The organism is Vibrio nitrifigilis, from assembly GCF_015686695.1.
GTDB lineage: Bacteria > Pseudomonadota > Gammaproteobacteria > Enterobacterales > Vibrionaceae > Vibrio > Vibrio nitrifigilis.
The window spans coordinates 977,324-1,001,700 of the sequence record NZ_JADPMR010000001.1 but is presented as its reverse complement, the minus strand read 5'-3'; the positions used below and the strand labels follow the sequence as shown (position 1 = coordinate 1,001,700).

At 42.2% G+C, this 24,377-nt stretch carries 15 protein-coding genes; 8 read left to right on the top strand and 7 right to left on the bottom strand.

All coding sequences use genetic code 11. The annotated features are described in order from the left end of the window. Positions 1-67 precede the first annotated feature (67 nt). The 3 genes from I1A42_RS04520 to nagE all read right to left on the bottom strand — a co-directional run bounded on the left by I1A42_RS04520 (position 68) and on the right by nagE (position 8,883). The gene (locus I1A42_RS04520) at positions 68-5,128 is read right to left on the bottom strand and encodes a FimV/HubP family polar landmark protein (RefSeq protein WP_196122773.1); all 5,061 of its coding nucleotides are present in this window, start codon (positions 5,126-5,128) and stop codon (positions 68-70) included. Positions 5,129-5,363: 235 nt separating this feature from the next. Beyond that, the gene (gene glnS, locus I1A42_RS04515) at positions 5,364-7,034 is read right to left on the bottom strand and encodes a glutamine--tRNA ligase (RefSeq protein WP_161154789.1); all 1,671 of its coding nucleotides are present in this window, start codon (positions 7,032-7,034) and stop codon (positions 5,364-5,366) included. Between the two features lie 262 nt (positions 7,035-7,296). Then, a complete protein-coding gene (gene nagE, locus I1A42_RS04510) occupies positions 7,297-8,883 on the bottom strand; it encodes an N-acetylglucosamine-specific PTS transporter subunit IIBC (protein ID WP_161154787.1) in 1,587 nt (528 codons plus the stop codon). A gap of 736 nt (positions 8,884-9,619) precedes the next feature. Here nagE and nagA point away from each other — a divergent pair. The 4 genes from nagA to asnB all read left to right on the top strand — a co-directional run bounded on the left by nagA (position 9,620) and on the right by asnB (position 15,716). Next, positions 9,620-10,759 (top strand): N-acetylglucosamine-6-phosphate deacetylase, encoded by a 1,140-nt coding sequence (gene nagA, locus I1A42_RS04505; RefSeq protein WP_196122772.1) that lies wholly within the window; start codon positions 9,620-9,622, stop codon positions 10,757-10,759. 2 nt (positions 10,760-10,761) lie between these two features. Next, a complete protein-coding gene (gene nagC, locus I1A42_RS04500; protein WP_196122771.1) occupies positions 10,762-11,985 on the top strand; it encodes a DNA-binding transcriptional regulator NagC in 1,224 nt (407 codons plus the stop codon). Positions 11,986-12,146: 161 nt separating this feature from the next. Beyond that, complete coding sequence (locus tag I1A42_RS04495; RefSeq protein WP_161154781.1) at positions 12,147-13,742, top strand: cation:proton antiporter family protein; 1,596 nt, start codon at positions 12,147-12,149, stop codon at positions 13,740-13,742. Between the two features lie 309 nt (positions 13,743-14,051). After that, complete coding sequence (gene asnB, locus I1A42_RS04490) at positions 14,052-15,716, top strand: asparagine synthase B (RefSeq protein ID WP_161154778.1); 1,665 nt, start codon at positions 14,052-14,054, stop codon at positions 15,714-15,716. A gap of 59 nt (positions 15,717-15,775) precedes the next feature. On the opposite strand, the gene rfaH is transcribed toward asnB, so the two are convergent. After that, a complete protein-coding gene (gene rfaH / locus I1A42_RS04485; protein ID WP_161154776.1) occupies positions 15,776-16,273 on the bottom strand; it encodes a transcription/translation regulatory transformer protein RfaH in 498 nt (165 codons plus the stop codon). Positions 16,274-16,702: 429 nt separating this feature from the next. Here rfaH and dtpA point away from each other — a divergent pair, with 429 nt between their 5' ends. Further along, complete coding sequence (dtpA, locus tag I1A42_RS04480; protein ID WP_161155145.1) at positions 16,703-18,187, top strand: dipeptide/tripeptide permease DtpA; 1,485 nt, start codon at positions 16,703-16,705, stop codon at positions 18,185-18,187. A gap of 91 nt (positions 18,188-18,278) precedes the next feature. Here the strand turns inward: dtpA and hemH are convergent, their stop codons facing one another. The 3 genes from hemH to htpG form a co-directional block, all read right to left on the bottom strand. Next, positions 18,279-19,241, bottom strand: a complete 963-nt coding sequence (hemH, locus tag I1A42_RS04475; RefSeq protein ID WP_161155143.1) for a ferrochelatase — start codon at positions 19,239-19,241, stop codon at positions 18,279-18,281. A 198-nt stretch (positions 19,242-19,439) separates the two neighbouring features. Further along, a complete protein-coding gene (adk, locus tag I1A42_RS04470; protein WP_161155141.1) occupies positions 19,440-20,084 on the bottom strand; it encodes an adenylate kinase in 645 nt (214 codons plus the stop codon). 260 nt (positions 20,085-20,344) lie between these two features. Then, positions 20,345-22,246, bottom strand: coding sequence for a molecular chaperone HtpG (gene htpG / locus I1A42_RS04465; RefSeq protein ID WP_161155139.1), 1,902 nt, complete (start codon positions 22,244-22,246; stop codon positions 20,345-20,347). A gap of 270 nt (positions 22,247-22,516) precedes the next feature. On the opposite strand from htpG, the gene I1A42_RS04460 reads away from it, so the two are divergent. The 3 genes from I1A42_RS04460 to I1A42_RS04450 all read left to right on the top strand — a co-directional run bounded on the left by I1A42_RS04460 (position 22,517) and on the right by I1A42_RS04450 (position 24,356). Continuing rightward, positions 22,517-23,446, top strand: a complete 930-nt coding sequence (locus I1A42_RS04460; RefSeq protein ID WP_161155137.1) for a transcriptional regulator — start codon at positions 22,517-22,519, stop codon at positions 23,444-23,446. Positions 23,447-23,456: 10 nt separating this feature from the next. After that, positions 23,457-23,972: a regulatory protein ToxS gene (locus tag I1A42_RS04455; protein WP_161155135.1), complete on the top strand. Its 516-nt coding sequence runs from the start codon at positions 23,457-23,459 to the stop codon at positions 23,970-23,972. A gap of 90 nt (positions 23,973-24,062) precedes the next feature. Beyond that, positions 24,063-24,356, top strand: coding sequence for a SelT/SelW/SelH family protein (locus I1A42_RS04450; protein WP_196122770.1), 294 nt, complete (start codon positions 24,063-24,065; stop codon positions 24,354-24,356). Positions 24,357-24,377 lie beyond the last annotated feature (21 nt).

The window sequence follows — 24,377 nt, the reverse complement described above, 5'->3', positions numbered from 1 at the left end:
TAATATCAATTGATTAGAATTTCTAATTTGTACGCATAAAAGGCAGGATTTCCCTGCCTTTTATGTCCTATGCTCGACCATTTAGCTTATCAATAAGCAATTTGGCTTGCTGACGGATATTATCATCACCATCAACAATCGCCTCTTCTAATAGCTTAATTGCACTCTTACTGTCATTCATTTCGACGTACATTTTAGCTAAATCTAGTTTACCTGCAGCGGCAGCATTAAGATCAACATCAACATCGGAAATATCACCGATGACATCTGGAAATTCATTCAAACCGACGTCCAGTTTTAAATCTTCTTCATCTGGATTGAAACCGTCTTCATCACCTTCTACTTGAGCCATCAGCTCATCAATTGTCATGAACTTCTTATTGTTGGGTTCAATATCATCAATTTCGTCTTGTTGACCCCAGTTTTCTTCAACAACATCCGCCGTTTGATTTTGAATATCAGACTGCCAAACAGCCGCTTCTTCATCCGGAACATCATCCGATATATCAGCTTGTTGCTCTGGTGTTAAGTTGAAACCATTCCAATCTTCCCCTCCCATTTCTAACATAGCGTCGATATCCATACCGGCACTATCTATGGTTAGGGCATCTATTGGGGTATCAAAGTCAAAACCGTCTTGCTCGCTATCCGATTCATCTAACCAATTGGATAATGATTGCTCTTCATACCCATCGGTTAAATTTGATAAATCTTCCGCATTTGTTTTTGGTTCTTCACCCGTCCCTTTTTCTAACCTAGTGTCATCCTCTGCTAAAAACTCCCCATCCGAATCTAATCGCTCTTCCGGTGGAGTAAATTCAGCTAAGGCATCTTCCTCTGTGTATTCGGGTAACGCGTCATCACCGAGATCAAATTCATCAAATTCTGCTGCTGTGGCTTGAGGTTCTTCTCTGGTCGGCTCTTCAGCATTTGCTAAAGCGTCTTCTTCAGTAAATTCGGGAAGCTCTTCATCGCCAAGGTCGAAATCATCCAGCGCGAATTCATCATCAGCCTCTGCTTGCGTTGGCGCTTCTGCGCTAACCTCAGGCTCTTCAATCGGAGCCTCTGGCTCATCAACAGCAGCTAACGCATCGTCTTCTGTGAACTCTGGAAGCTCATCGTCGCCAAGGTCAAAATCGTCCAGCGCGAATTCATCATCAGCCTCTGCTTGCGTTGGTTCTTCTGCGGTAACCTCAGGCTCTTTAATCGGAGCCTCTGGCTCATCAACAGCAGCTAACGCATCGTCTTCTGTGAATTCAGGAAGCTCTTCATCGCCAAGGTCGAAATCGTCCAGCGCGAATTCATCATCAGCCTCTGCTTGCGTTGGCGTTTCTGCGGTAACCTCAGGCTCTTCAATCGGAGCCTCTGGCTCATCAACAGTAGCTAACGCATCGTCTTCTGTGAATTCAGGAAGCTCTTCATCGCCAAGGTCAAAATCGTCCAGCGCGAATTCATCATCAGCCTCTGCTTGCGTTGGTTCTTCTGCAGTAACCTCAGGCTCTTTAATCGGAGCCTCTGGCTCATCAACAGCAGCTAACGCATCGTCTTCAGTGAATTCAGGAAGCTCTCCATCGCCAAGGTCGAAATCGTCCAGCGCGAATTCATCATCAGCCTCTGTTTGCGTTGGTTCTTCTGCGGTAACCTCAGGCTCTTCAATCGGAGCCTCTGGCTCATCAACAGCAGCTAACGCATCGTCTTCAGTGAATTCAGGAAGCTCTTCATCGCCAAGGTCGAAATCATCCAGCGCGAATTCATCATTAGCCTCTGCTTGCGTTGGTTCTTCTGCGGTAACCTCAGGTTCTTCAATCGGAGCCTCTGGCTCATCAACAGCAGCTAACGCATCGTCTTCAGTGAATTCAGGAAGCTCTTCATCGCCAAGGTCGAAATCGTCCAGCGCGAATTCATCATCAGCCTCTGCTTGCGTTGGCGTTTCTGCGGTAACCTCAGGCTCTTCAATCGGAGCCTCTGGCTCATCAACAGTAGCTAACGCATCGTCTTCTGTGAATTCAGGAAGCTCTTCATCGCCAAGGTCAAAATCGTCCAGCGCGAATTCATCATCAGCCTCTGCTTGCGTTGGTTCTTCTGCAGTAACCTCAGGCTCTTTAATCGGAGCCTCTGGCTCATCAACAGCAGCTAACGCATCGTCTTCAGTGAATTCAGGAAGCTCGCCATCGCCAAGGTCGAAATCGTCCAGCGCGAATTCATCATCAGCCTCTGCTTCTGCGGTAACCTCAGGCTCTTCAATCGGAGCCTCTGGCTCATCAACAGCAGCTAACGCATCGTCTTCAGTGAATTCAGGAAGCTCGTCATCGCCAAGGTCGAAATCGTCCAGAGCGAATTCATCATCAGTCTCTGCTTGCGTTGGCGCTTCTGCGGTAACCTCAGGCTCTTCAATTGCCGCTAACGCATCGTCTTCAGTAACCTCTTGTTCCCCAACCGCTTCAGTGATAGGAGCAACATCCTCTGTAGCTAAAGTTTCTGCTACAGATTCTTCCTCAGGTTCGCTTACGTCACCAGCAGACACCTCCGATTCCTGATCGGTTAATTGGTCTTCATCGGCTTGCTGTTGAGCTAATACAGATTCACTTTCCGTTGCAGCAACTTCATCAATTGCTGGAGTCTGTTCATCTAATTCAATGTTTGGCTGAACTGTGTCAAGTTGTTCACTATGCGCTTCTTCAGAATGTGCATGAGATTCAGGATCAGACTCTGTTCTCTCAGGCAATTCTTCCTCGGCCAAGTCAAACACTCTACTATCTTCGCCATCATCCTGTTGCTCAGGTTCTTCGATTAACCAATCATCATCTTGAGGAACACCGAATTCATTTGGCTCTGGCTCTGGCTCTGGCTCTGGCTCTGGCTCTGGCTCTGGCTCTGGCTCTGGCTCTGGCTCTGGCTCTGGCTCTGGCTCTGGCTCTGGCTCTGGCTCTGGCTCTGGCTCTTCAGAGCTTCCTTCTATCTCAGGTTCAAAGTCAAAACTATTTTCAACTGGATTATCATCGGATTGCTCCTCAGCAAAGTCTTCCATTAAAGGATCTTTTTCTGGGACGTTACTGATTAGATCATCAATGAAATGTTCACTATCGAATGGTTCGTCGGATGCTGCTTGTTGCTCTATCTCCAGTAACTCATCGAACAATTCAGTGCCATCATCTTCTGAATTCTCCTCAGAATTTAACTCCTCAACTTCAGGATCCTCAACCAAATCATCAATACCGATTTGAGATGGCCCTTCATCCAATAACTCATCAAGTAATTCGGTACTGTTATCACTCAGGTCGAAAACATCTTCTGCTTCTTCCCCGTCATTGAGCAACTCATCCAACATCTCGTCACTTGATTCAAGACGTGACAATAAGTCTGCATCTTCATCAGTTTCTGTTGGCTCTTGCAGCAATTCATCGAGTAGAGCTGCACTATTTTCATCAATAACCGAATTGTTTTCTTTTGTCGTTTCATCGCTTGATGGCTCTAACATATCATCAAGCAAATCATCATCAGATGCCTCTGCTTCAGTTGCCTGCGCTTCTAAAGTTTCTATGTCAGCTTGAGCTTCGATATTGTTAAACAGTTCATCCAACTCCTCGTCAGATGCAACACTGTCACTCAAATCAAGATCACCATCTAGACCTAAATCGAGCTCATCTGCCGATGGCGAGTCTTCATCGACCATGGAATCAAAGTCAACGGTTTCATCAGTAGGATCACTTTCACCACTCGCAAGTAGTTCATCAAGTAACGACTGATCAAGCTCATCACCGGCGAGGTCTTCATCATCTCCTTCAGCTAACAATGCTTCAATATCATCTTGCGAGATTGAACCATCATCATCACTGGACAAATCGAACAGATCATCATCGCTCAGCTCTGATGCTTTATCTAAAGCATCTTGCATTTCATCTAAACCGAGTGCTTCATCTCCACCGTCGCTGGCGAGATCTGCATCGAGATCACCATCATCGCCAATTCCCGCGAACAGATCTTCACCATCTTCGTCCCCGAGATCGAAATCCATATCATCATCGGCCATTTCAGCAAAGAGGTCATCTTCTGCTGATTTATCATCTTCTTCTGATAATGATTCATCATCGAAAAGAATCTCTTCATCGCTGCTCGACTCACCAAACAGATCTTCATCCAGTTTGAGCTCATCATCATCCATATCAAGAGGTTCATCACCTAGCGTGATAGGCTCTTCAGCAACAATGGCTTGTTCTGGTACGACTTGCTCTTCTGGTTCATCTTTACGTTTACGGCCCAACAACCAAACAACCAATAACGCGATTAAAAGTCCAGGAATGAGAGCTAGAGCCCCAACTAACCATGGGTTTTCAACCAATTCGTCCAAACCTGACTTTTTCATTCGAGCCGCTTCTTCTTGCTGAACTCGTTTTTCCTGTAAGGCTTTTTCTATTTCTTGACGAATACGCCCTTCATCGGACAGCTGATTCTTTAGCGTATCCATCTCGGTTTGAAGTTGTGACACTTGCAAACGAAGATGGTGATTTTTCTCTTCAAGAGCCATAACCTCGCTCTTTGATGAGGTTATTTGTTGTTCAATGTCAGAAGCTTTTGCTGGTGTTTGCGTTGGATTAGCCGTGGTAGCTGACTTATTGGTTTGCGATTCATTATTTGCTGGCGCAGCGTTTTGATTGGCTACTGGTGCTTTTGTCGTCTGTTGTGCTTTTTGCGCATCCAAACGAGCTTGATGCGCTTTCATTATGCGTATGGCTTCAGCCGTCGTTGCACTGCGCACCTGAGCTAAAGATGGAATCCGTAAGGTGCTACCAGGTAGCAAACTATGAATATTTTGATTTTCAAATGCTTGAGGATTTAAACGATAAATCGCCAACAGCGTTTGCTGAACCGAAACAGTATTGGAAGGTCGCAGACGAGACGCAATAGACCAGAGAGTATCTTGCTCACTAGTCGGGCCAAAAAATTTAGCCGGTTGTGTTTCACCCGCCGTAGTTTGCGAATTACGAAGGACTTCGGTGTTATATTGAGGCGACGATTGAACTTGACCACTCGGGCCAATAAGACGAATCCCCTCAGCACTGACCAATGAAGTCTGAGTCGCGACTGCTATTGCAACAGGGAGTAGCAAACGCTTAAAAAATTGACGCATATAAGGCTCAGCTATGTGCTTGGAAAAATTAAAAACAGATCTGTTAAATATATCGGAAATGCGGGACAAAACTATAGGGACAAACCCAAAAAATGTGTGGTACGGCTAATAATCGCATAAATCTCACACAATTTTCCTTATCTCCTTTGTTTTCCCTGCAAAAAGGTTAATTAATCTTGTGAAAAAAATAAAGCCAGCGGAGACGCTGGCTTTAACATTTTCTTACTGCAACAAGTTATTTTGCTTCAATCTTGGCCCAAGTATCACGCAGGCCAACAGTACGGTTAAAGATTAAAGCCTCTGGCTTAGAATCTTTGTTATCAGCGCAGAAATAACCAATACGTTCAAATTGGTAACCAAATTCAGCTTCAGCAGATACCAGGCTTGGTTCAACAAAGCCCTGCTGTTTCACTAATGATTCGGGATTGATGGTCGCAGCAAAGTCATCGGCAGCACCTGGATTTGGCACTGTAAACAAGCGGTCGTATAAACGGAATTCTGCCGGTACACCTTCACCGACAGATACCCAGTGAATAACGCCTTTAACCTTACGGCCATCAGATGGATTCGCGCCTAATGTTTCTGAATCGTAAGTACAGTAGATAGTCGTAATATTTCCAGCGTCGTCTTTTTCAATGCGTTCAGCTTTAATCACATAAGCACCACGAAGACGAACTTCTTTACCAAGAACCAAACGCTTGTACTTCTTGTTTGCTTCTTCACGGAAATCTTCACGCTCGATCCAAACTTCACGAGTAAACGGAACCTCACGTTCGCCCATTTCAGGCTTGTTTGGATGATTCGGCAGGTTTAATACTTCTACTTTATCGGCGTCGTAGTTTTCGATCACAATTTTAACAGGATCTAGTACGGCCATTGCACGAGGTGCATTTTCATTTAAATCGTCACGAATACAAGACTCAAGTGAACTGAATTCAATCATATTGTCTTGTTTAGTCACACCAATACGTTTACAGAATTCACGAATAGATGCAGCAGTAAAACCACGGCGACGCAGACCTGAAATAGTCGGCATACGAGGGTCATCCCAACCTTGAACCAATTTTTCGGTTACAAGTTGGTTTAGCTTACGCTTAGACATTACCGTGTATTCAAGATTCAGACGACTGAATTCGTATTGACGAGGGTGACAATCAATATCGATGTGGTCCAATACCCAGTCGTACAAACGACGGTTGTCTTGGAATTCAAGCGTACATAATGAATGAGTAATCCCTTCTAACGCATCAGAAATACAGTGCGTGAAGTCGTACATTGGATAAATGCACCATTTATCACCAGTTTGATGGTGAGTTGCGAAGCGCACACGATAGATAACAGGATCGCGCAACACCATAAATGATGAAGACATATCAATTTTTGCACGTAGACATGCCGTACCTTCAGCAAAACCACCAGCACGCATTTTTTCAAACAATGCTAGGTTTTCTTCCACACTGCGGTCACGGTATGGACTGTGTTTACCCGGTGCAGTCAATGTGCCGCGGTATTCACGAATCTGCTCAGGACTTAGCTCTTCGACATACGCTAAGCCTTTGTTAATCAGTTCGATTGCATATTCGTATAGCTTATCAAAGTAATCAGAAGAATAATGGATATCCCCTGACCATTGAAAGCCTAACCAGCCTACATCTTTCTTAATCGACTCAACGTATTCGAGATCTTCTTTCTCTGGGTTAGTGTCATCAAAACGTAAGTTACACTGTCCCTGATAGTCCTGAGCAATACCAAAGTTCAAACAGATAGATTTTGCGTGCCCAATGTGTAGATAACCGTTTGGTTCCGGTGGGAAACGAGTATGCACGCTAGTGTGTTTACCATCCGCTAAATCTTTATCGATGATTTGGCGAATGAAGTTCGATGGACGAGCCTCAGCTTCACTCATCTATAGCACCTCAAGTTTATTTAGTATTGTCAGACAAAGTTCTCTGTGATTTATGGCGGTTTCAGTTTATTTCACCACCACTACAGAAACTATTATGGTTAATGATCCACAATTATTAAGTAATGCACAATAAAAAGCATGGCTTTTCTTATGATTATTTATGGTTTGTTGCTTTTCAAAGCGCTATTCGTTGAAATAAACCACTTTGTTTTACAAAAAAGCCCTCCACTAGGGAGGGCAGCATAGTATGCTTGATTGCCGTTTATGGCAATGTCACATCGGATAAGTCTTCATCTGGCGAGATCGTGTTCATCTCTCCAGCGATAATTTCTGCCAACGGCCCCAGAATAACCTGCAAGTTATTTTCGCCTAATTTGACTACGCCCATGGCACCAAGATGTTTCAACGTTTTTTCATCAATCACTGAAGTATCATTCACCGTTAAACGTAACCGTGTAATACATGCATCAATATTTGCTAAGTTAGCGTGACCACCTAATGCCTTTAAATACTGCTTGGCAAGTATGCCATTGTCTGTAGCAGGAACGTGACCTTTATCTGCGGGAGATGGTGCTGCTGACGGATCTTCCTCTCGACCAGGTGATTTCAAATTAAAGAAGCGAATCGCGAAGCTGAACGTAAAGAAATACAAGAAGAAGAAAGCAATACCAATCAGCAATAAAGTAAATGGTTTGGTTGCTAGTCCCCAGTTCAGAGCGAAATCAAGTAAGCCGGCAGAGAAACCAAAACCGTCTAGCGTACCAAACATATTAGCAATGACTAAAGATAACCCCGTAAAGACAGCATGGATCGCATAAAGAGCCGGTGCTAAAAATACGAATAGGAATTCCAATGGTTCAGTGATACCGGTTAGAAAAGCACAGAACGCAACAGAAAATAATATGCCCCCCACTTCCGTACGTTTTTCTTTTGGCGCGGCTAGGTACATCGCAAATGCAGCGCCAGGCAAACCAAACATCATCACAGGGAAGAAACCATTCATGTAAGTACCAGCACTTAAATCTCCACCAAAGAAGCGATTTAGATCCCCGGTTTTTACAATGTCTGTCACCCGGTCAACAACAGCGGTTACTTCAGGTGTCACTACATTTTTAAATTGGAATGTGTGCATATCGCCAACAACCAAAGATTTCGCGATACTTGGATCAACACACAGTTTGGTCAATGAAGGTAATGCTTTCGCTGCGGCATGCGCACCATGCACAACCACTTCTTGACATGACCCCATACCAAACCAAAAGTATGAATTAAGAACATGGTGTAAACCAACTGGAATCAGTGCACGATTTAACACCCCATAAGCAAATTGACCAATAGAGCCCGATGAGGAAATAGCATGAGCTAATGCATCCAAGCCACCTTGGATAGGAGGCCAAATCACACCTAAAATTGCACCAGCAATTAAAGAGAACAGTCCCGCCATAATAGGCACCAGGCGCTTACCAGCGAAAAACGCTAACCATTGCGGTAAAGATGTTTTATAAAAAGCGTTGTAAGAGTGGCCCGCAATGATCCCCGCGAATATACCGCCGAAGAATGACATATTGATAGAGTCGTCTATCGTTTTTGCCGTAGCCGTTACCACAAAGTAGGCAACAGCGCCCGCAATACCCGCAGCGCCAGCACCATCTACCGATAAACCAACGGCAATACCGAGCCCAAATAAAAGTGGAAGGTGATCAAAAATGGCGCCACCAGCGTTCGCCATGAAAGGAATGTCGAGCAAATCACCTTGACCAAGCCGAAGTAATAAAGCCGCAACAGGCAAAGTCGCGATAGGCAGCATCAATGCCTTCCCGAGCTTTTGTGCATATCCAAGTATATTCACTTATTTTCTCTCCAGTTAGATTTCCGTATCTTTAATGCTGTCACGCATCTTTTTGTGTAACTTATAACTTATTTTAGTCATTCAATTTAGTTGGTTCAGTGTAAGCAGAACAACATACCGAGCAAACCACCCACCCTTTTAAATGTGATACCTATCACTTTAATTTGATTAAATTCTCATAAAAAAGAAGACTATGTCATAACTTATTTTACATTATAAAATATCAATATTTTACGCTATACTAAATTTGAACTTGATGAATAAAAAATCCATTACCGAGTAAAATACCGTCAAGTTACGGTAACTTAATGGCAAGTTGTAAACTGGAAGTCAGGTATTGATTACTCGGCTATTCATTACTTCTCAGTGACACTGAAAGTTATTTCGCTATTAAACAAAAGTGTCCATAACGACAGTCAGTGATTAGATTTTTTATATTTTATTGAATTCTAAAGTAAAAATATTTTGATTCTTTTCACAGTTAAACAATTTATATTGGATAATTGTCATTTAAGCTCCCCTATAGGGAACTAAAAGGTAAAGCCTCCGATTAACATTTATACCCAAGTCATTTCCAGCTGGGTTTGGCGCCAGTTAACACCAAATAGCGTTAAAAATGACGCAAATTTAGACAGAGATGCTTTGGGTATAACGGCACAACGTATGTAAAAGTCCGGCTATAAAAAAGCTAGGCTTTTTCTGTGTCGATTAAGATATAGAAATGAAGGATTAACAAATGAAGTACGCACTTACCAACGGCATTGTTTATACCGGGCAAGATAGATTAGAAGGTTATGCAGTGATTATAAACAACGATGTGATCACTAATATTGTACCTGAACAACAACTACCTGAAGATGTCCAAACAATTGATCTTGAAGGTGCTATTGTTTCCCCTGGCTTCATCGATTTACAGCTTAATGGTTGTGGCGGGGTCATGTTTAACGATGATATCTCTGAAAGTGCTCTCGATATCATGCATAAAGCGAATCTGAAATCTGGATGTACCAGCTTTTTACCCACCTTCATCACTTCTCCTGATGAGGATATGCGTCAAGCGGTTGAAACCACACGCCGTTATATGTCAGCGAAGCCGAATCAAGTATTAGGCCTGCATATGGAAGGACCTTACCTAAACCCAGAAAAGAAAGGCATCCACAATATTGATTATGTTCGTTCATCGAATCAAGAAATGGTGGATTACCTATGCAAAAACAGTGATGTTATTGCACAAGTAACCATGGCTCCAGAAGTGAACGATCACCAACATATCACTCAGTTAGCCAACGCCAATATTGTGGTTTCCCTTGGTCATACCAACTGCACTTACCAACAAGCACGTGAAGGTTTTGCGTCCGGTATGACATTTGCGACTCACTTATTTAACGCGATGTCTTCAATTGTTGGCCGTGAACCTGGCGCTGTCGGCGCGGTTTATGACTCACCAGATGTCTACACTGGCATTATTGCTGATGGCTTTCACGTCGACTTTGCCAACATCCGTATTGCAAAAAAAATCAAGCAAGACAAGTTGATATTAGTGACCGATGCCACAGCTCCTGCAGGCGCTGAAATGGATTACTTTATTTTTGTGGGCAAAAAAGTATATTACCGAGATGGTAAGTGTGTTGATGAACATGGCACACTTGGCGGCTCTGCGTTAACGATGATGAAAGCCATTGAAAATGCAGTAGAGCATGTAGGTATCGCTTTAGACGAAGCGCTCAGAATGGCCACACTTTATCCAGCTAGAGCCATTGGCTTAGATCACAAGCTTGGCCAAATTAAACCTGGCATGGTGGCAAATCTAGCGATTTTCGATCGAGACTTCACAGTCAAAGCGACAATTGTTAATGGACAATACGAGCAGAACTAGGCATGAATGGCGGACAAATAGGCAACGTAGATCTGGTAAAACAATTAAATAGCGCGGCGGTATATCGCTTAATCGATCAACATGGGCCTATTTCTCGAATTCAAGTAGCAGACGTAAGTCAATTAGCCCCTGCCAGCGTCACTAAGATTACTCGCCAGCTATTAGAGCGCGGTCTAATCAAAGAAGTGGCGCAGCAAGCGTCAACGGGTGGACGCAGAGCGATTTCTTTGAAAACAGAAGTCACTCTTTTCCACTCTATCGCGGTTAGACTTGGTCGTGATTATATTGAGATTGGTTTATACGATCTCAGTGGCAAGCAGCTATCCAGTCTGAGTCAAGACTTTCCCTATACCGACCAATTCCAACTGGTAGAGGGCCTTATCCAATTCATTGAGTTTTTTATTAGCCAACAACAAACTCAGATCAAACAGCTTATTGCAATTGGGGTTGCATTACCCGGGCTAGTGAACCCAGAAAGTGGCGTTGTTGAATATATGCCCCATGTTGATATCGATACCATGACCATCGGAGATACCATTAAAAATCACTTTCACGTTGAGTGTTTCGTGGGTAATGACGTCCGGGGAATGGCTCTAGCTGAGCACTATTTTGGTACCAGTCAAGACTGTCAAGATTCGATATTAATTAGCGTTCATCGCGGCACAGGTGCAGGTATCATTGTTAATGGGCAAGTATTTCTTGGCCATAACCGGAATGTGGGTGAAATTGGTCATATCCAAGTGGATCCGCTTGGTGAACGTTGCCAATGTGGGAACTTTGGCTGCCTTGAGACCATAGCAACTAACCCAGCCATTCTTGCCCATATTAAACATTTACTGGCTCAAGGGTATCCTTCGTCACTTACGCAAGAAGAGACCATTACCATTGAAGCCGTCTGTGAGCATGCCAAGCAAGGTGATACGTTAGCAATGGAGTCACTAACGCGTGTTGGCAATTACATAGGGAAAGCCGTGGCAATTACAGTCAACTTATTTAACCCGCAAAAAATAATTATTGCAGGGCAAATAACTCAAGCCTCTTCGGTTCTTTTCCCAGCGATCGAGCGCAATGTTCTTACCCAATCACTAGGTGCTTTTAATGCCAACCTACCAATAGTCGCATCCCAGCTAGACCATCAACCAACATTGAGCGCATTTGCCCTAATCAAACGAGCGATGTTAAACGGCGAACTGCTGCAAAAATTGCTTGAAGAAGAGACGATCTAAGTTAGAAGGCATAAAATAATGTAAATTTGCTCTTCATCACGGAGAGCAAATTTATCTTGTTAAACATCCACTTCCACTAGTCCACTAAGCTATTATCTATATACGTGAGCTCTCGTTATCCCAAGTAGTTAGCAAACACTACCAATATTACAGACACTATTATGGATCTTATATTTATTTCCTGTGCCTTTTTAGCCGGTTTTGTGGCCCTAAAGTGCCACTTACCTCCTCTAGTCGGCTTTTTAGTTACCGGATTTATCCTTCATTATTTTGGTTATGAATCGAACCAAATGATTACTACTCTGGCAGATTTAGGGGTAACGTTACTACTCTTCTCTATAGGCCTAAAGCTGGATATTAAAACCCTGCTAGCCAAAGAAGTATGGGCAGGGGCCACATTACATAACCTCTTGTGCACCTTAATGTTTGCGGCTGCTCTTTTAGCTCTGCAGTATTTGGGGTTGCACAGTTTGTCTGGCTTGGGAATCCCTCAACTGCTTATTATTGGCTTTGCCCTATCCTTTTCCAGCACTGTATTCGCGGTAAAATCATTACAGGAAAAAGGCGAAATGAATGCCATCTACGGCACTCTCGCAATTGGTATTTTGGTAATGCAAGATATCTTTGCGGTCATATTCCTTTCTGCATCGACCGGGAAACTACCACACTGGTATGCAGTTGCGTTGTTTTTATTACCTTTTATTCGCCCAGTGTTTTACAAGCTTTTAGATTGGGTTGGGCACGGAGAAATGTTGGTTTTATTTGGCATTTTCTTTGCGCTCGTCATGGGCGCAGGGCTATTCCAAATTGTCGGTTTAAAGCCAGATTTAGGTGCCATTATTTTAGGTATGCTGTTATCTGATCACAGTAAGGCTTCTGAGTTATCTAAGTCACTCTTCAATTTAAAAGAGCTTTTTTTAGTCTGCTTTTTCCTAAACATCGGTTTATCAGCCCAACCAACACTAACCGGATTGTTGTTAGCGCTTGTGCTTATTGTGCTTTTGCCGCTGAAAGGCGTGCTCTATTTTTGGGTATTAAATCGATTCCACTTTAGAGTCAGAACGACATTGCTCGCTTCATTAAGTTTATTTAATTACAGTGAGTTCGGGCTGATTGTGGGTGGCTTAGCCTATCATCAGGGTTGGTTACCTGGAGACATATTAGTCACCATCGCTATTGCGGTACCTATTTCCTTTATTGTCGCCGCTCCGATTGGTAAAAAAGGTCATGAGTTGTACAGAAGAGCATCTCATTGGTTAAAACCACAACTTGCGGAAACACTCAATCCGAAAGACAAACTCATTAACCCGGGTAATGCACAAGTGCTCATCTTAGGGATGGGCCGTATTGGAACAGGTGCTTATGATGAACTCTATTCAAGGCACGGTAATATTTGTCTGGGTATTGAACTCAAGGAAGAATCGGTTGCTCAACAACGAGAAGAAGGGAGAAATGTCATTAATGGTGATGCAACTGACCCAGATTTTTGGGAACGCATACTCGATAAAGATAGAGTAAAGCTTATTTTACTTGCTATGCCGCATAATCAAGGTAATAAAGTGGCTTTAGATCTTTTGCAGCAAAACAACTTTAATGGGCAGATTGCCGCGATTGCAGAATATAACGACCAAAAAGAAGATATGCTTAATAGCGGTGCTCATGCGGCTTTCAACATCTACAGTGAAGCCGGAACAGGGTTCGCTCGTCATGTTTGCCAACAACTTAAACCTAAATTCGAACCTTCCAGTACTAAATAACCTCACCGGTTATCTTTAACCTTCAACGCCTGTTGGAGGTATACGTGTACAATAATTAAAAGAAAATATTTTGTTTAAAAATCATAACGATAAAACCATTAATAATGAGTTTAAAACGACATTTTAATGACGATATCGCTAGTTTTTTCACCTTAACATAGACACCATTCACATATTTAGCCATTAAATTAAATTTAATTCACCTTAAGCGCTTTTATATAATTATTTACCCAATTATTGGTTGCTTTTTTTAGTCAAAGTGGCAAATTGAAGACATCGGATTAAAACCTATTCAAGTAAGGAAGTCGTATGTGTTCTATCTTTGGCATTCTAGACATTAAAAGTGACGCAGCTCCATTGCGCCCTGTCGCGTTAGAAATGTCTAAAAAACTTCGTCACCGTGGACCAGATTGGTCAGGTATTTATGCATCAGATCACGCTATACTCGCTCATGAGCGTTTAGCGATCGTGGGCTTAAATAGCGGAGCTCAACCTATTTACAGTCCTGATAGAAAACTGATCCTTGCCGTGAATGGGGAAATTTATAACCACAAAGAAATCCGTGCTCGCTATGCAGATACGTATGATTTTCAGACGGAATCAGACTGTGAAGTCATCTTGGCTCTTTACCGTGATAAAGGGGCGGATCTACTTGAGGAGCTTAACGGTATCTTTGCTTTTGTTCTTTATGATGAAGAAAAAGATGAGTTTCTTGTTGGTCGCGATCATATTGGCATTATTCCTCTATACCAAGGCCATGACGAGCATGGTAACTACTATGTAGCTTCAGAAATGAAAGCACTGACTCCAGTTTGTAAATCTATTAGTGAGTTTCCTCCAGGTTCATTTTATCGTTCAGGCGATAAAGAACCACTACGCTACTATGAACGCGACTGGTTTGAATATGACAATGTGAAAGACAATGTCACTTCAAAAGAAGAGTTAACTGAAGCTCTTGAAGCAGCGGTAAAACGTCAATTAATGACCGATGTACCATACGGTGTCTTACTTTCAGGCGGTTTGGATTCTTCAATCACATCTGCCGTTGCAAAACGTTTTGCTGCAATGCGCATTGAAGATGATGAAAAATCAGCAGCGTGGTGGCCACAACTGCACTCATTTGCAATCGGCCTTGAAGGCGCTCCGGATCTTAAAGCCGCACGCGAAGTTGCCGATCAAATCGGTACCGTGCACCACGAAATGACGTATACCATTCAAGAAGGCCTTGATGCGATTCGTGATGTGATTTATCACATCGAAACTTATGATGTCACTACCATTCGTGCATCAACTCCTATGTTCTTAATGGGTCGTAAGATCAAGGCAATGGGGATAAAAATGGTATTGTCAGGTGAAGGTGCAGACGAAATATTTGGGGGGTACTTATACTTCCACAAAGCGCCAAACGCTAAAGAATTCCATGAAGAAACAGTACGTAAGCTACTCGCACTGAACTTATTCGATTGCGCTCGTGCCAACAAATCTCTGGCAGCATGGGGAGTTGAAGGACGCGTACCTTTCTTAGATAAAGAGTTTATTGATGTAGCGATGCGCTTAAACCCTAAAGATAAGATGTGTGGTAACGGTAAAATGGAAAAACACATTCTGCGTGAATGTTTCGAACATTACCTACCAGAATCCATTGCATGGCGCCAAAAAGAACAATTCTCTGATGGCGTGGGCTACAACTGGATTGATACTCTGAAAGAAAAAGCAGCAGAGAAAATTTCAGATCAACAAATGGAAACTGCTCAATACCGTTTCCCTTACAACACGCCAACCACTAAAGAAGGCTACTTGTATCGTGAAATTTTTGAAGAGCTTTTCCCTCTAGAATCAGCAGCGCATTGTGTACCTGGTGGCCCATCGGTTGCTTGTTCTTCAGCGAAAGCCATCGAGTGGGATGAATCGTTCAAAAACAACCTCGACCCATCAGGCCGTGCTGTCAAAAACGTTCACCAAGAAGCTTACTAAGCTTGATTCGCGCTACAGATATAAAAAGGTGCCAAATGGCACCTTTTTTTTAATCTAATTTAACCGCCCATTGCGAGATTTTTATTATCGACACTGATCTCTACATTTTGGTTAATCATTTTAACCAGTAAAATTGATCGAGTTTCCCCATCAGGCTCTTGATAAATAGCATCAATACCCGCAAATTGACCGCCTGTAATTTCGAGTATCTGCCCTTTCTCTGGTAATGTATTCTGAACGTGAAGATCATTCTGTTCGAGCATCTTTAACTCTGAAATTAATGTTGAATTAATTTCTTTGGGTAAAGGACCAAACCGAATAAAATCGACAACGCCTCGAGTTGAACGCACTGAAGTAAAACTAGGGCCTACTTCATAATCAAAATTGACGAACACATATGATGGAAATAAAGGTTCAGTGACTTCTTGACGCTTATTGCGCACTATCTTTTCAACCACGACTTCTGGGTAGTAACATTCTACCCCTTGGTTTTCCAGATGAAGCTTCGCGCGCGGCTGCTCACCCCGCTTACAATATAATAAGTACCAACGTTTCATAATCTAGCCACTCTATTGTATTTTTTCACCCATCCTAACATATCCTATGCCAGTTGAAATCTCTTCCCCCCGCTAATACCTTTGAGGCAGACAGACAACCCCCTCGTCACTCAATTTTGAGACAAACATCACTAATACTGCCTTTTATTCCATAAATGAAACTTTAGTTTTCGATGGGTGAAAAATAATCACATAATTGATAAGCAATTGAATTTTATAAAATTTCTTAATTAGTTTTATATTCTACAAAATTACATAGTTGCGATTAATTATTTCAACCTGTATACGTACAATCCGAATAAAAGTCTTTAAATATAGACAAATATAGTAGTAATTAACTTACTCCTTTTAGGATCACTTCTTTTGAGTCCGATCCAAACAGATGCATAACACACTCCGCGCCAGCGGATTCTATACAGGAACTTCCAGATGTCTGACTTGAACACTTTCAAGCAACCTAAGTCGTTCTATTTGATTTTTTCAATAGAATTTTGGGAACGCTTTGGTTTCTATGGGATGCAAGCCATCCTAACGGTTTACTTAGTGAAAATTTTAGGCATGGATGAATCAACTTCATTCGTGCTATTTGGTGCTTTTTCGGCACTGATCTACGGTTTTGTTGCTGCCGGTGGGTGGTTAGGTGATAAAGTCATTGGAACGAAACGAGCCATTACACTCGGTGCGATTATTCTTATGGTGGGTTACGCACTATTAGGTGTATCAACCACAAGCCAACATATTGGTGGTTCAACCCTCATCTTTATCGCAATGGGCTTTATCACTGTCGGTAATGGCTTGTTCAAAGCGAACCCATCAAGCTTGCTAGCAAAAGTGTACGATGAAAACGACCCTCGACTAGATGGTGCGTTCACTATGTACTACATGGCCATCAATATCGGTTCATTGATCTCTATGATTCTAACACCAATTATTGCTGAAAAAGCAGGCTACGGCATGGCGTTTGGTGTGAGTGCAATCGGCCTAGCAATTACCGTTGTTATCTTCTTAGCTTACTTGAAAATGTTAAAATCAGTGGGCTCTCCTGCCGATCTCGCGCCTGTGAACAAAAGTAAAATGCTGATGGTCATTGTAGGCTCCGTGATTGCGAGCTTCATTTGCAGCTACTTATTACAAAACCTATTCCTTGCGCATGGCATTTTAGTCATTGCTGGGCTGGCGATTCTATTCTTCTACTTTAAAGAAGCATTAAGCATGACTGGTATTGAGCGCCAAAAAATGTTTGTCGCATTTATACTTATGCTTCAAGGCATTGTGTTCTTCGTTCTTTACTTCCAAATGCCGACGTCACTGAACTTCTTCGCTATTCATAACGTAAGCCATGATCTATTTGGCTTTAGTGCCGAACCTGAACAGTTCCAAGCACTTAACCCGTTTTGGATTATGATTGCTAGTCCGATACTAGCAATTATTTACGGAAAATTAGGCGATAGCCTGTCTATGCCATTTAAATTTGCTATTGGTATGGCATTATGTGCGCTTTCATTCCTTGTTCTATCTTGGGGTGCAGGTTTCGCTAATAGTCAAGGTATCATCAGCTCAAACTGGTTGGTATTAAGTTACCTATTCCAATCGATTGGTGAACTGTTGGTTTCAGGTCTTGGCCTAGCCATGGTTGCCCAATTAGTCCCTCAGCGTATGATGGGCTTCGCAATGGGTATGTGGTTCTTAACATCAGCCACAGCAGCCGTTATCGCAGGCTGGGTAGCAAGTTTAACTTCTGTACCATCGAACATTACTGACGCAAACCAATCGCTTGTTATCTATGGCGATGTATTTGGTAAAATCGGCTACACCACTGCCGCAATTGCTGTCATCACTTTCATCATTGCACCAAAACTAACGAAGGTGAGTCGTGGTGAGAGTGCTTCTGTAGCTCAACCAGCAGAAGCCTAATCCGTTCATCTCATGAACAAAAAAACCTCGTGAATCTCACGAGGTTTTTTATTAGCAACAAAGCAATGTTCAGAGCGACTATTGAGGTTTATTACTGGTTAGCTTCAATTAACGCTTTCATCATTTCTATATGTAAGTCACTGTCGTTTAAACATTCAACATAATGAAAATCTGTCCCACCTGCTTGTTCGAATATATGGCGGTTCTCGACTTTTAATTCTTCCAGTGTCTCTAAACAATCTACTGAAAACGCAGGTGAAATGATATCGACTCGTCGAACACCTTGCTCAGGTAAAGACGCCAATGTCTTATCAGTATATGGCTGTAACCACTCTTCTTTGCCAAACTGAGACTGATACGTCATCATTATTTGGTCAGCCTCAAGACCTAATTCTTGGCGCAGTAGCTCGGTCGTCTGTATGCAGTGCTGAGGATAAATATCACCATTATCTGCATAGCGCTTAGGAATGCCATGATAAGAACAGACCAACTTCTCGCCTTGTCCATTTTGCTGCCAAGAGCTCCGAACTTTATCCGCTAGCGCTTTAATGTAACCAGGATGATCATGATAGTGATTAATAAACACCAGCTCAGGTACTACTGGCATCGTTTTGCATACTTTAGCTAAACCATCAAACACAGCTGCCGTTGTTGTTGCTGAGTACTGAGGATATAAAGGAAGAACGATGATTCGTTCCACACCTTGAGCAAGTAATGCCTGTACCCCTGTATTTAAACTAGGTTCCCCGTAAGTCATGCCCAGCTCAACTGGCAGTGACAATGCATTGGCTAATTTTTCTTGTTGGCGTTTAGAATACACCAGCAGAGGAGAACCATCATCCATCCAAATAGACTGATATAACTTTGCTACTTTGGGCGATCGAATCGGTAAAATAATGCCATGTAAAACTGGACACCATACCCAGCGAGTTAAATCAACAACGCGTTTATCATGCAGAAATTCACCAAGAAACCGCTTTACTGCAGGTGCTGTAGGAGCCTCTGGGGTTCCCAAGTTAGCTAACAAAATGCCCACTTTTTTATTATTTTGCATGGTATCCTTCTATTTACAAACAGAGAACATAATACCTCTATCTCACCATTACTTAGCGAAGAGCTCAAGGTGAAATCAACGATTGTTACTATAGGCACGCTCTATTTTTTAACGGGTGGCGATCTAATCAACAAACCATAAAAAAAGCGACCGACTGGCCGCTTCTAACTATAACAAATTAATCACATTTTGGGGTGATTAAGACAGAGCTTTCTCGATGTCAGCACTCACTTCTTCAACCGCTTTAGTACCGTCAAATTTTAGGTACTTAGTGTTACCTGCCGCAGCTTCTTTACCGTAGTATTCGATAAGAGGTGCAGTTTGAGTGTGGTACACGTTAAGGCGTGCACGTACAGTTTCTTCTTTGTCGTCATCACGAACAACAAGAGGTTCACCTGTTACGTCATCTTTACCTTCTTCTTTAGGTGGGTTGTACACTACATGGTAAGTACGACCAGAAGCAAGGTGAGCACGACGACCAGCCATGCGCTCAACAATTACATCATCAGCAACATCAAATTCAATAACGTAATCTACATTAACGCCAAGCTCTTTTAGGCCATCAGCTTGAGGGATTGTGCGAGGGAAACCGTCTAGTAGGAACCCTTTTTCACAATCATCTTGAGCGATACGCTCTTTGATCAAGCCTAGAATGATATCGTCAGAAACAAGCTGACCTGCATCAATAACAGATTTTGCTTTTTTACCAAGCTCAGTACCTGCCTTAATTGCAGCACGTAGCATATCACCAGTAGAAATTTGTGGAATACCGTATTTCTCTTGGATGAATTGAGCTTGCGTGCCTTTACCAGCACCTGGAGCACCTAAAAGAATGATGCGCATGTTAAATCCTCTTAATAAACTTAATAGTTATACCGAAGCTCACAGCCTGTTACGTAATAACGGAAAGTTTCGGTATAAGGAAATCAATCCCTAAACGGCGTGTAAAAATACACGCGATATTATTCACATTCAAGTCGGGCATTCTATCACAACTTTTCTCATTACAGACGTCCAATCACATCGTTATTACTGCAAACTGCCTCGTTATAGAGAAAAGAAAGGCTCGCTGTTGGGCGAGCCTCGATAAGTTTATAAACCGACTATTTAATTAATAGTTGGTTTACCGCCGTCAAGAACTGAGATGGATCTTCCATTGAGCCACGTTCAGCTAACATAGCCTGCCCAAGTAGTACCTCAACCCAACGACCAAATGCTTCTTCGTCTGGCTCATCAGCCATACGTGTCACCATGGTATGTTCAGGATTGATCTCAAGAATATATTTCACATCAGGAGCAGCTTGACCTGCTGCTTCCAACAATTTGGCCATTTGCGTACCCATTTCAAAATCATCGGTCACAACAACAGCTGGCGTCGATGCCAATTTGAAAGTAGTACGAACGTCTTTCACACGCTCGCCCAAGTAAGATTTCACACGTTCAACAACAGACTTAAACTCTTCTTCTGTCTCTTTGTGTTTCTCTTTTTCTTGCTCATCTTCAAACTGACTCAGATCCAGACCAGCCTTAGTGATTGATTGGAACTGTTTGCCATCAAATTCAGTCAAGTAGTTCATCAACCACTCATCGATGCGATCGTACATCAGTACGACTTCCAACCCTTTTGACTTGAATTGCTCCAAGTGTGGGCTGTTTTTTGCAGCGCTGTAACTGTCTGCAGTCAAGTAATAAATCTTATCTTGACCCTCTTTCATACGAGAAACGTAATCAGCAAGCGATACATTCTGCTCTGAAGAGTCTTCATTGGTTGAAGAGAAGCGCAATAGACCTGCCACTTTCTCTTTATTAGACATGTCTTCCGCTGGGCCTTCTTTTAGTACGAGGCCAAATTCTTTCCAGAATGATTGATATTTTTCCGCATCGTTTTTCGCTAAGCTTTCTAGCATCTTAAGGACACGTTTAGTTAACGCACTACGTAATGAGTGAGTCACTTTATTATCTTGTAAAATTTCGCGAGATACGTTCAATGGTAAGTCGTTCGAATCAATCAAGCCACGCACGAAACGTAGGTATGACGGCATAAACTGCGCTGCGTCATCCATAATAAACACGCGTTGAACATACAGCTTAAGGCCGTGTTTGTGGTCACGGTTAAACATATCCCAAGGCGCTTTGGATGGAATGTATAACAAGCTGGTGTAATCATTTTTACCTTCAACTCGGTTATGTGCCCATACAAGTGGCTCAGCAAAGTCATGGGTAACATGTTTATAAAACTCTTTATACTCATCATCTGTTACGTCAGATTTGTTGCGAGTCCAAAGCGCTTGCGCCTTGTTAACTTGTTCCCAATTAGTCTTACCCGTTTCTTTACCTTCTTCATCTTTTTCTGCGACTTGAAGATAAACTGGAATGCTAATGTGATCTGAATATTTGGAAATCACATCACGTAAACGCCATTCCGATAGAAACTCTTTACCCTCTTCACGGAGATGTAGGATAATATCCGTGCCACGGGATTCTTTATCAACAGTTTCAATGGTATACTCGCCTTCGCCTTTTGAATACCACTGCACAGCCTCTTCGGTTGCCACACCCGCAGCGCGAGTACGAACCGTTACTGCATCAGCAACAATGAATGCAGAGTAGAAACCAACACCAAACTGACCGATTAACTGTGAATCTTTAGTTTGCTGTTCAGAAAGTTTAGAAAAGAATTCTGCAGTACCTGATTTCGCGATTGTACCTAGATTTTCGATCACGTCATCACGGGTCATACCGACACCGTTATCTGAAACAGTGATGGTATTTGCCTCGGCATCAAATGAGAGTTTAACGCCTAAATCAGCATCGCCTTGATACAATTCTGGATCTGACAGGGCCTGAAAACGCAGCTTATCTGCCGCATCAGACGCGTTAGAAATAAGTTCACGTAGAAAAATTTCTTTGTTGGAATACAAAGAGTGAATCATCAAATGAAGTAATTGTTTTACTTCTGATTGAAAACCACGTGTTTCTTTATTTGTTGTAGCAGTTTCGCTCATATCCGCTCCATTACATCAAAACAATTGCATTTCACTCACTGTGAAATGTTCGGTCAAACTTTGCTAAATAGATGAGGACAGTAAATGTAAATTCAAGGTCAAAGCGCATAAAAACAATGTTTTTTGCATTTGTTTTGTTTATGCTTAGCAGAGTTTTTATCAAGGAAGATAAAATAATGCTAGAATCTTAACTCTCTCTTAACTCATTGACATGGAAGATACCTAAAGGTAAAAAGTCAAAAAATCTAATACTTATAAAAGAAGATATCGATGAGTAACATTGGTCCAAAGTTTATTCTTGATGATAGATTTTCCTTTGATCCCACGAGTAACTCATTAGTTGATAAAGAAGCTGACGATGAAATTGTACGCTTAGGTAGCAATGAAAGTCGTATTTTACTAATGCTGTCGCAACGTCCAAATGAAGTAGTAACTCGAAATGAGCTACATGATTTTGTTTGGCGGGAACAAGGTTTTGAAGTGGATGATTCAAGCTTGACTCAAGCTATTTCTACCCTTCGAAAAAATCTAAAAGACTCAACCAAATCACCTCAATTTGTCAAAACGGTGCCAAAACGCGGGTATCAGCTCATCTGTAATGTTAATATTATCAATGAAGAGCTGACTGAATTACCCCTAGATGACATAGACACCCACGATAAAGCAGAGCCTGTAGACGTTGAAGAAACCACATCAGTAAAAGAGTCACTGCCAGACTCTCAAGATGTCGAGATTCACCATGATGCAAACGTTACAGAACCAGACACTGCGATTGAGGTTAGTTCAACTAGTTTACAAAATGATGAAAATCAAACCTCAGTAAATCAAAAAAAATCTAAACGCAGCGATTTATTGACCAAGGTTATGATTGTTTTCGCTATTTTATTACCAATTGTCGTTTTAATCGGAATGGGACCAACCCCTTCTAAATTTCGCGACTTAACCTCTTATAACGGTATTGAAGTAACGACAGCAACTAACCAACCTGATTTATCAGAGTGGCTACCTTCTATAAAACTGTGTATTGACTCATACACGAAAAGACATACGGATTCGTCAAAAGCCACCAAAATCATCGCTACAGCCGGGCAAGATAACGTTTTAGTTCTGAACTACATACATGTTCCAGAAGACTCCGACGATAACTTTACCGTGCGAATTTTGGCCAACCAGAGCGATCTCACGAAGATTTGCCGATAAGTGGTGGGGTATGACTAAAAAATTAGCAACGATTATTTTGTCCATTTCAGTCCTATTTTCTCTTTGGCTTTACCTTTATAGTGACTTGAAAGTTGAACAATTGCTGTCGTCTCGTGAATGGCAATCTCGCATCTTAACCAAGCTTGAACCTGACCGTTCAGTGGGTCCATTAACCCTCGTCGATGTTACATCAAACATGAAATATTTACCGAACGGTACCTACATTCGTGTTTCTGTTATGAAACTCTATTCCGCCGAAGATAGCCCAGAAAAACCGGATAGTGTCGTTAACATTTCAGAGACGGGAGAGTGGGATATGAGCGACAACTATCTACTCGTTACTCCGAAACAGTTTAAAGACGTTTCTACGAGCCACAGCCGTGATTTTTCTAAAGATCAGCTGAAACTCATAACGCAATTTTTTAAAATGGATGCCGAGCAAAGCCGTCGTATCGATATTGTCAATGACAAGACGCTGTTACTGACCAGTCTTAATCATGGTTCTCAACTTTTGTTTAGTAACTGATTAAGATGGCACCAATATCCAGCAAATATACTGCTGATAATAGAAAGGGTAGCTCAGCTACCCTTTCTATTATCTATCTAAGGAGCAAATATGACGAAAGCTAAGATTGAAATTTACTATTGCCGTCAATGCAATTGGATGCTTCGAGCTAGTTGGATGGCTCAAGAGTTACTGCATACCTTCAGTGAAGAACTCGATAGTGTTTCTTTACATCCCGATACCGGCGGTCATTTCGAAATTTTTTGTAATGGAAAGTCTATCTGGGAAAGAAAAAAAGATGGCGGATTTCCTGAAGCAAAAATACTAAAACAGAAGGTACGGGACGAGATAGATCCTGAACGAGATCTAGGCCACGCAGACCGAACCACCCCGCCAGAAGCATAGTAATGAGAGGGAGCACTCATC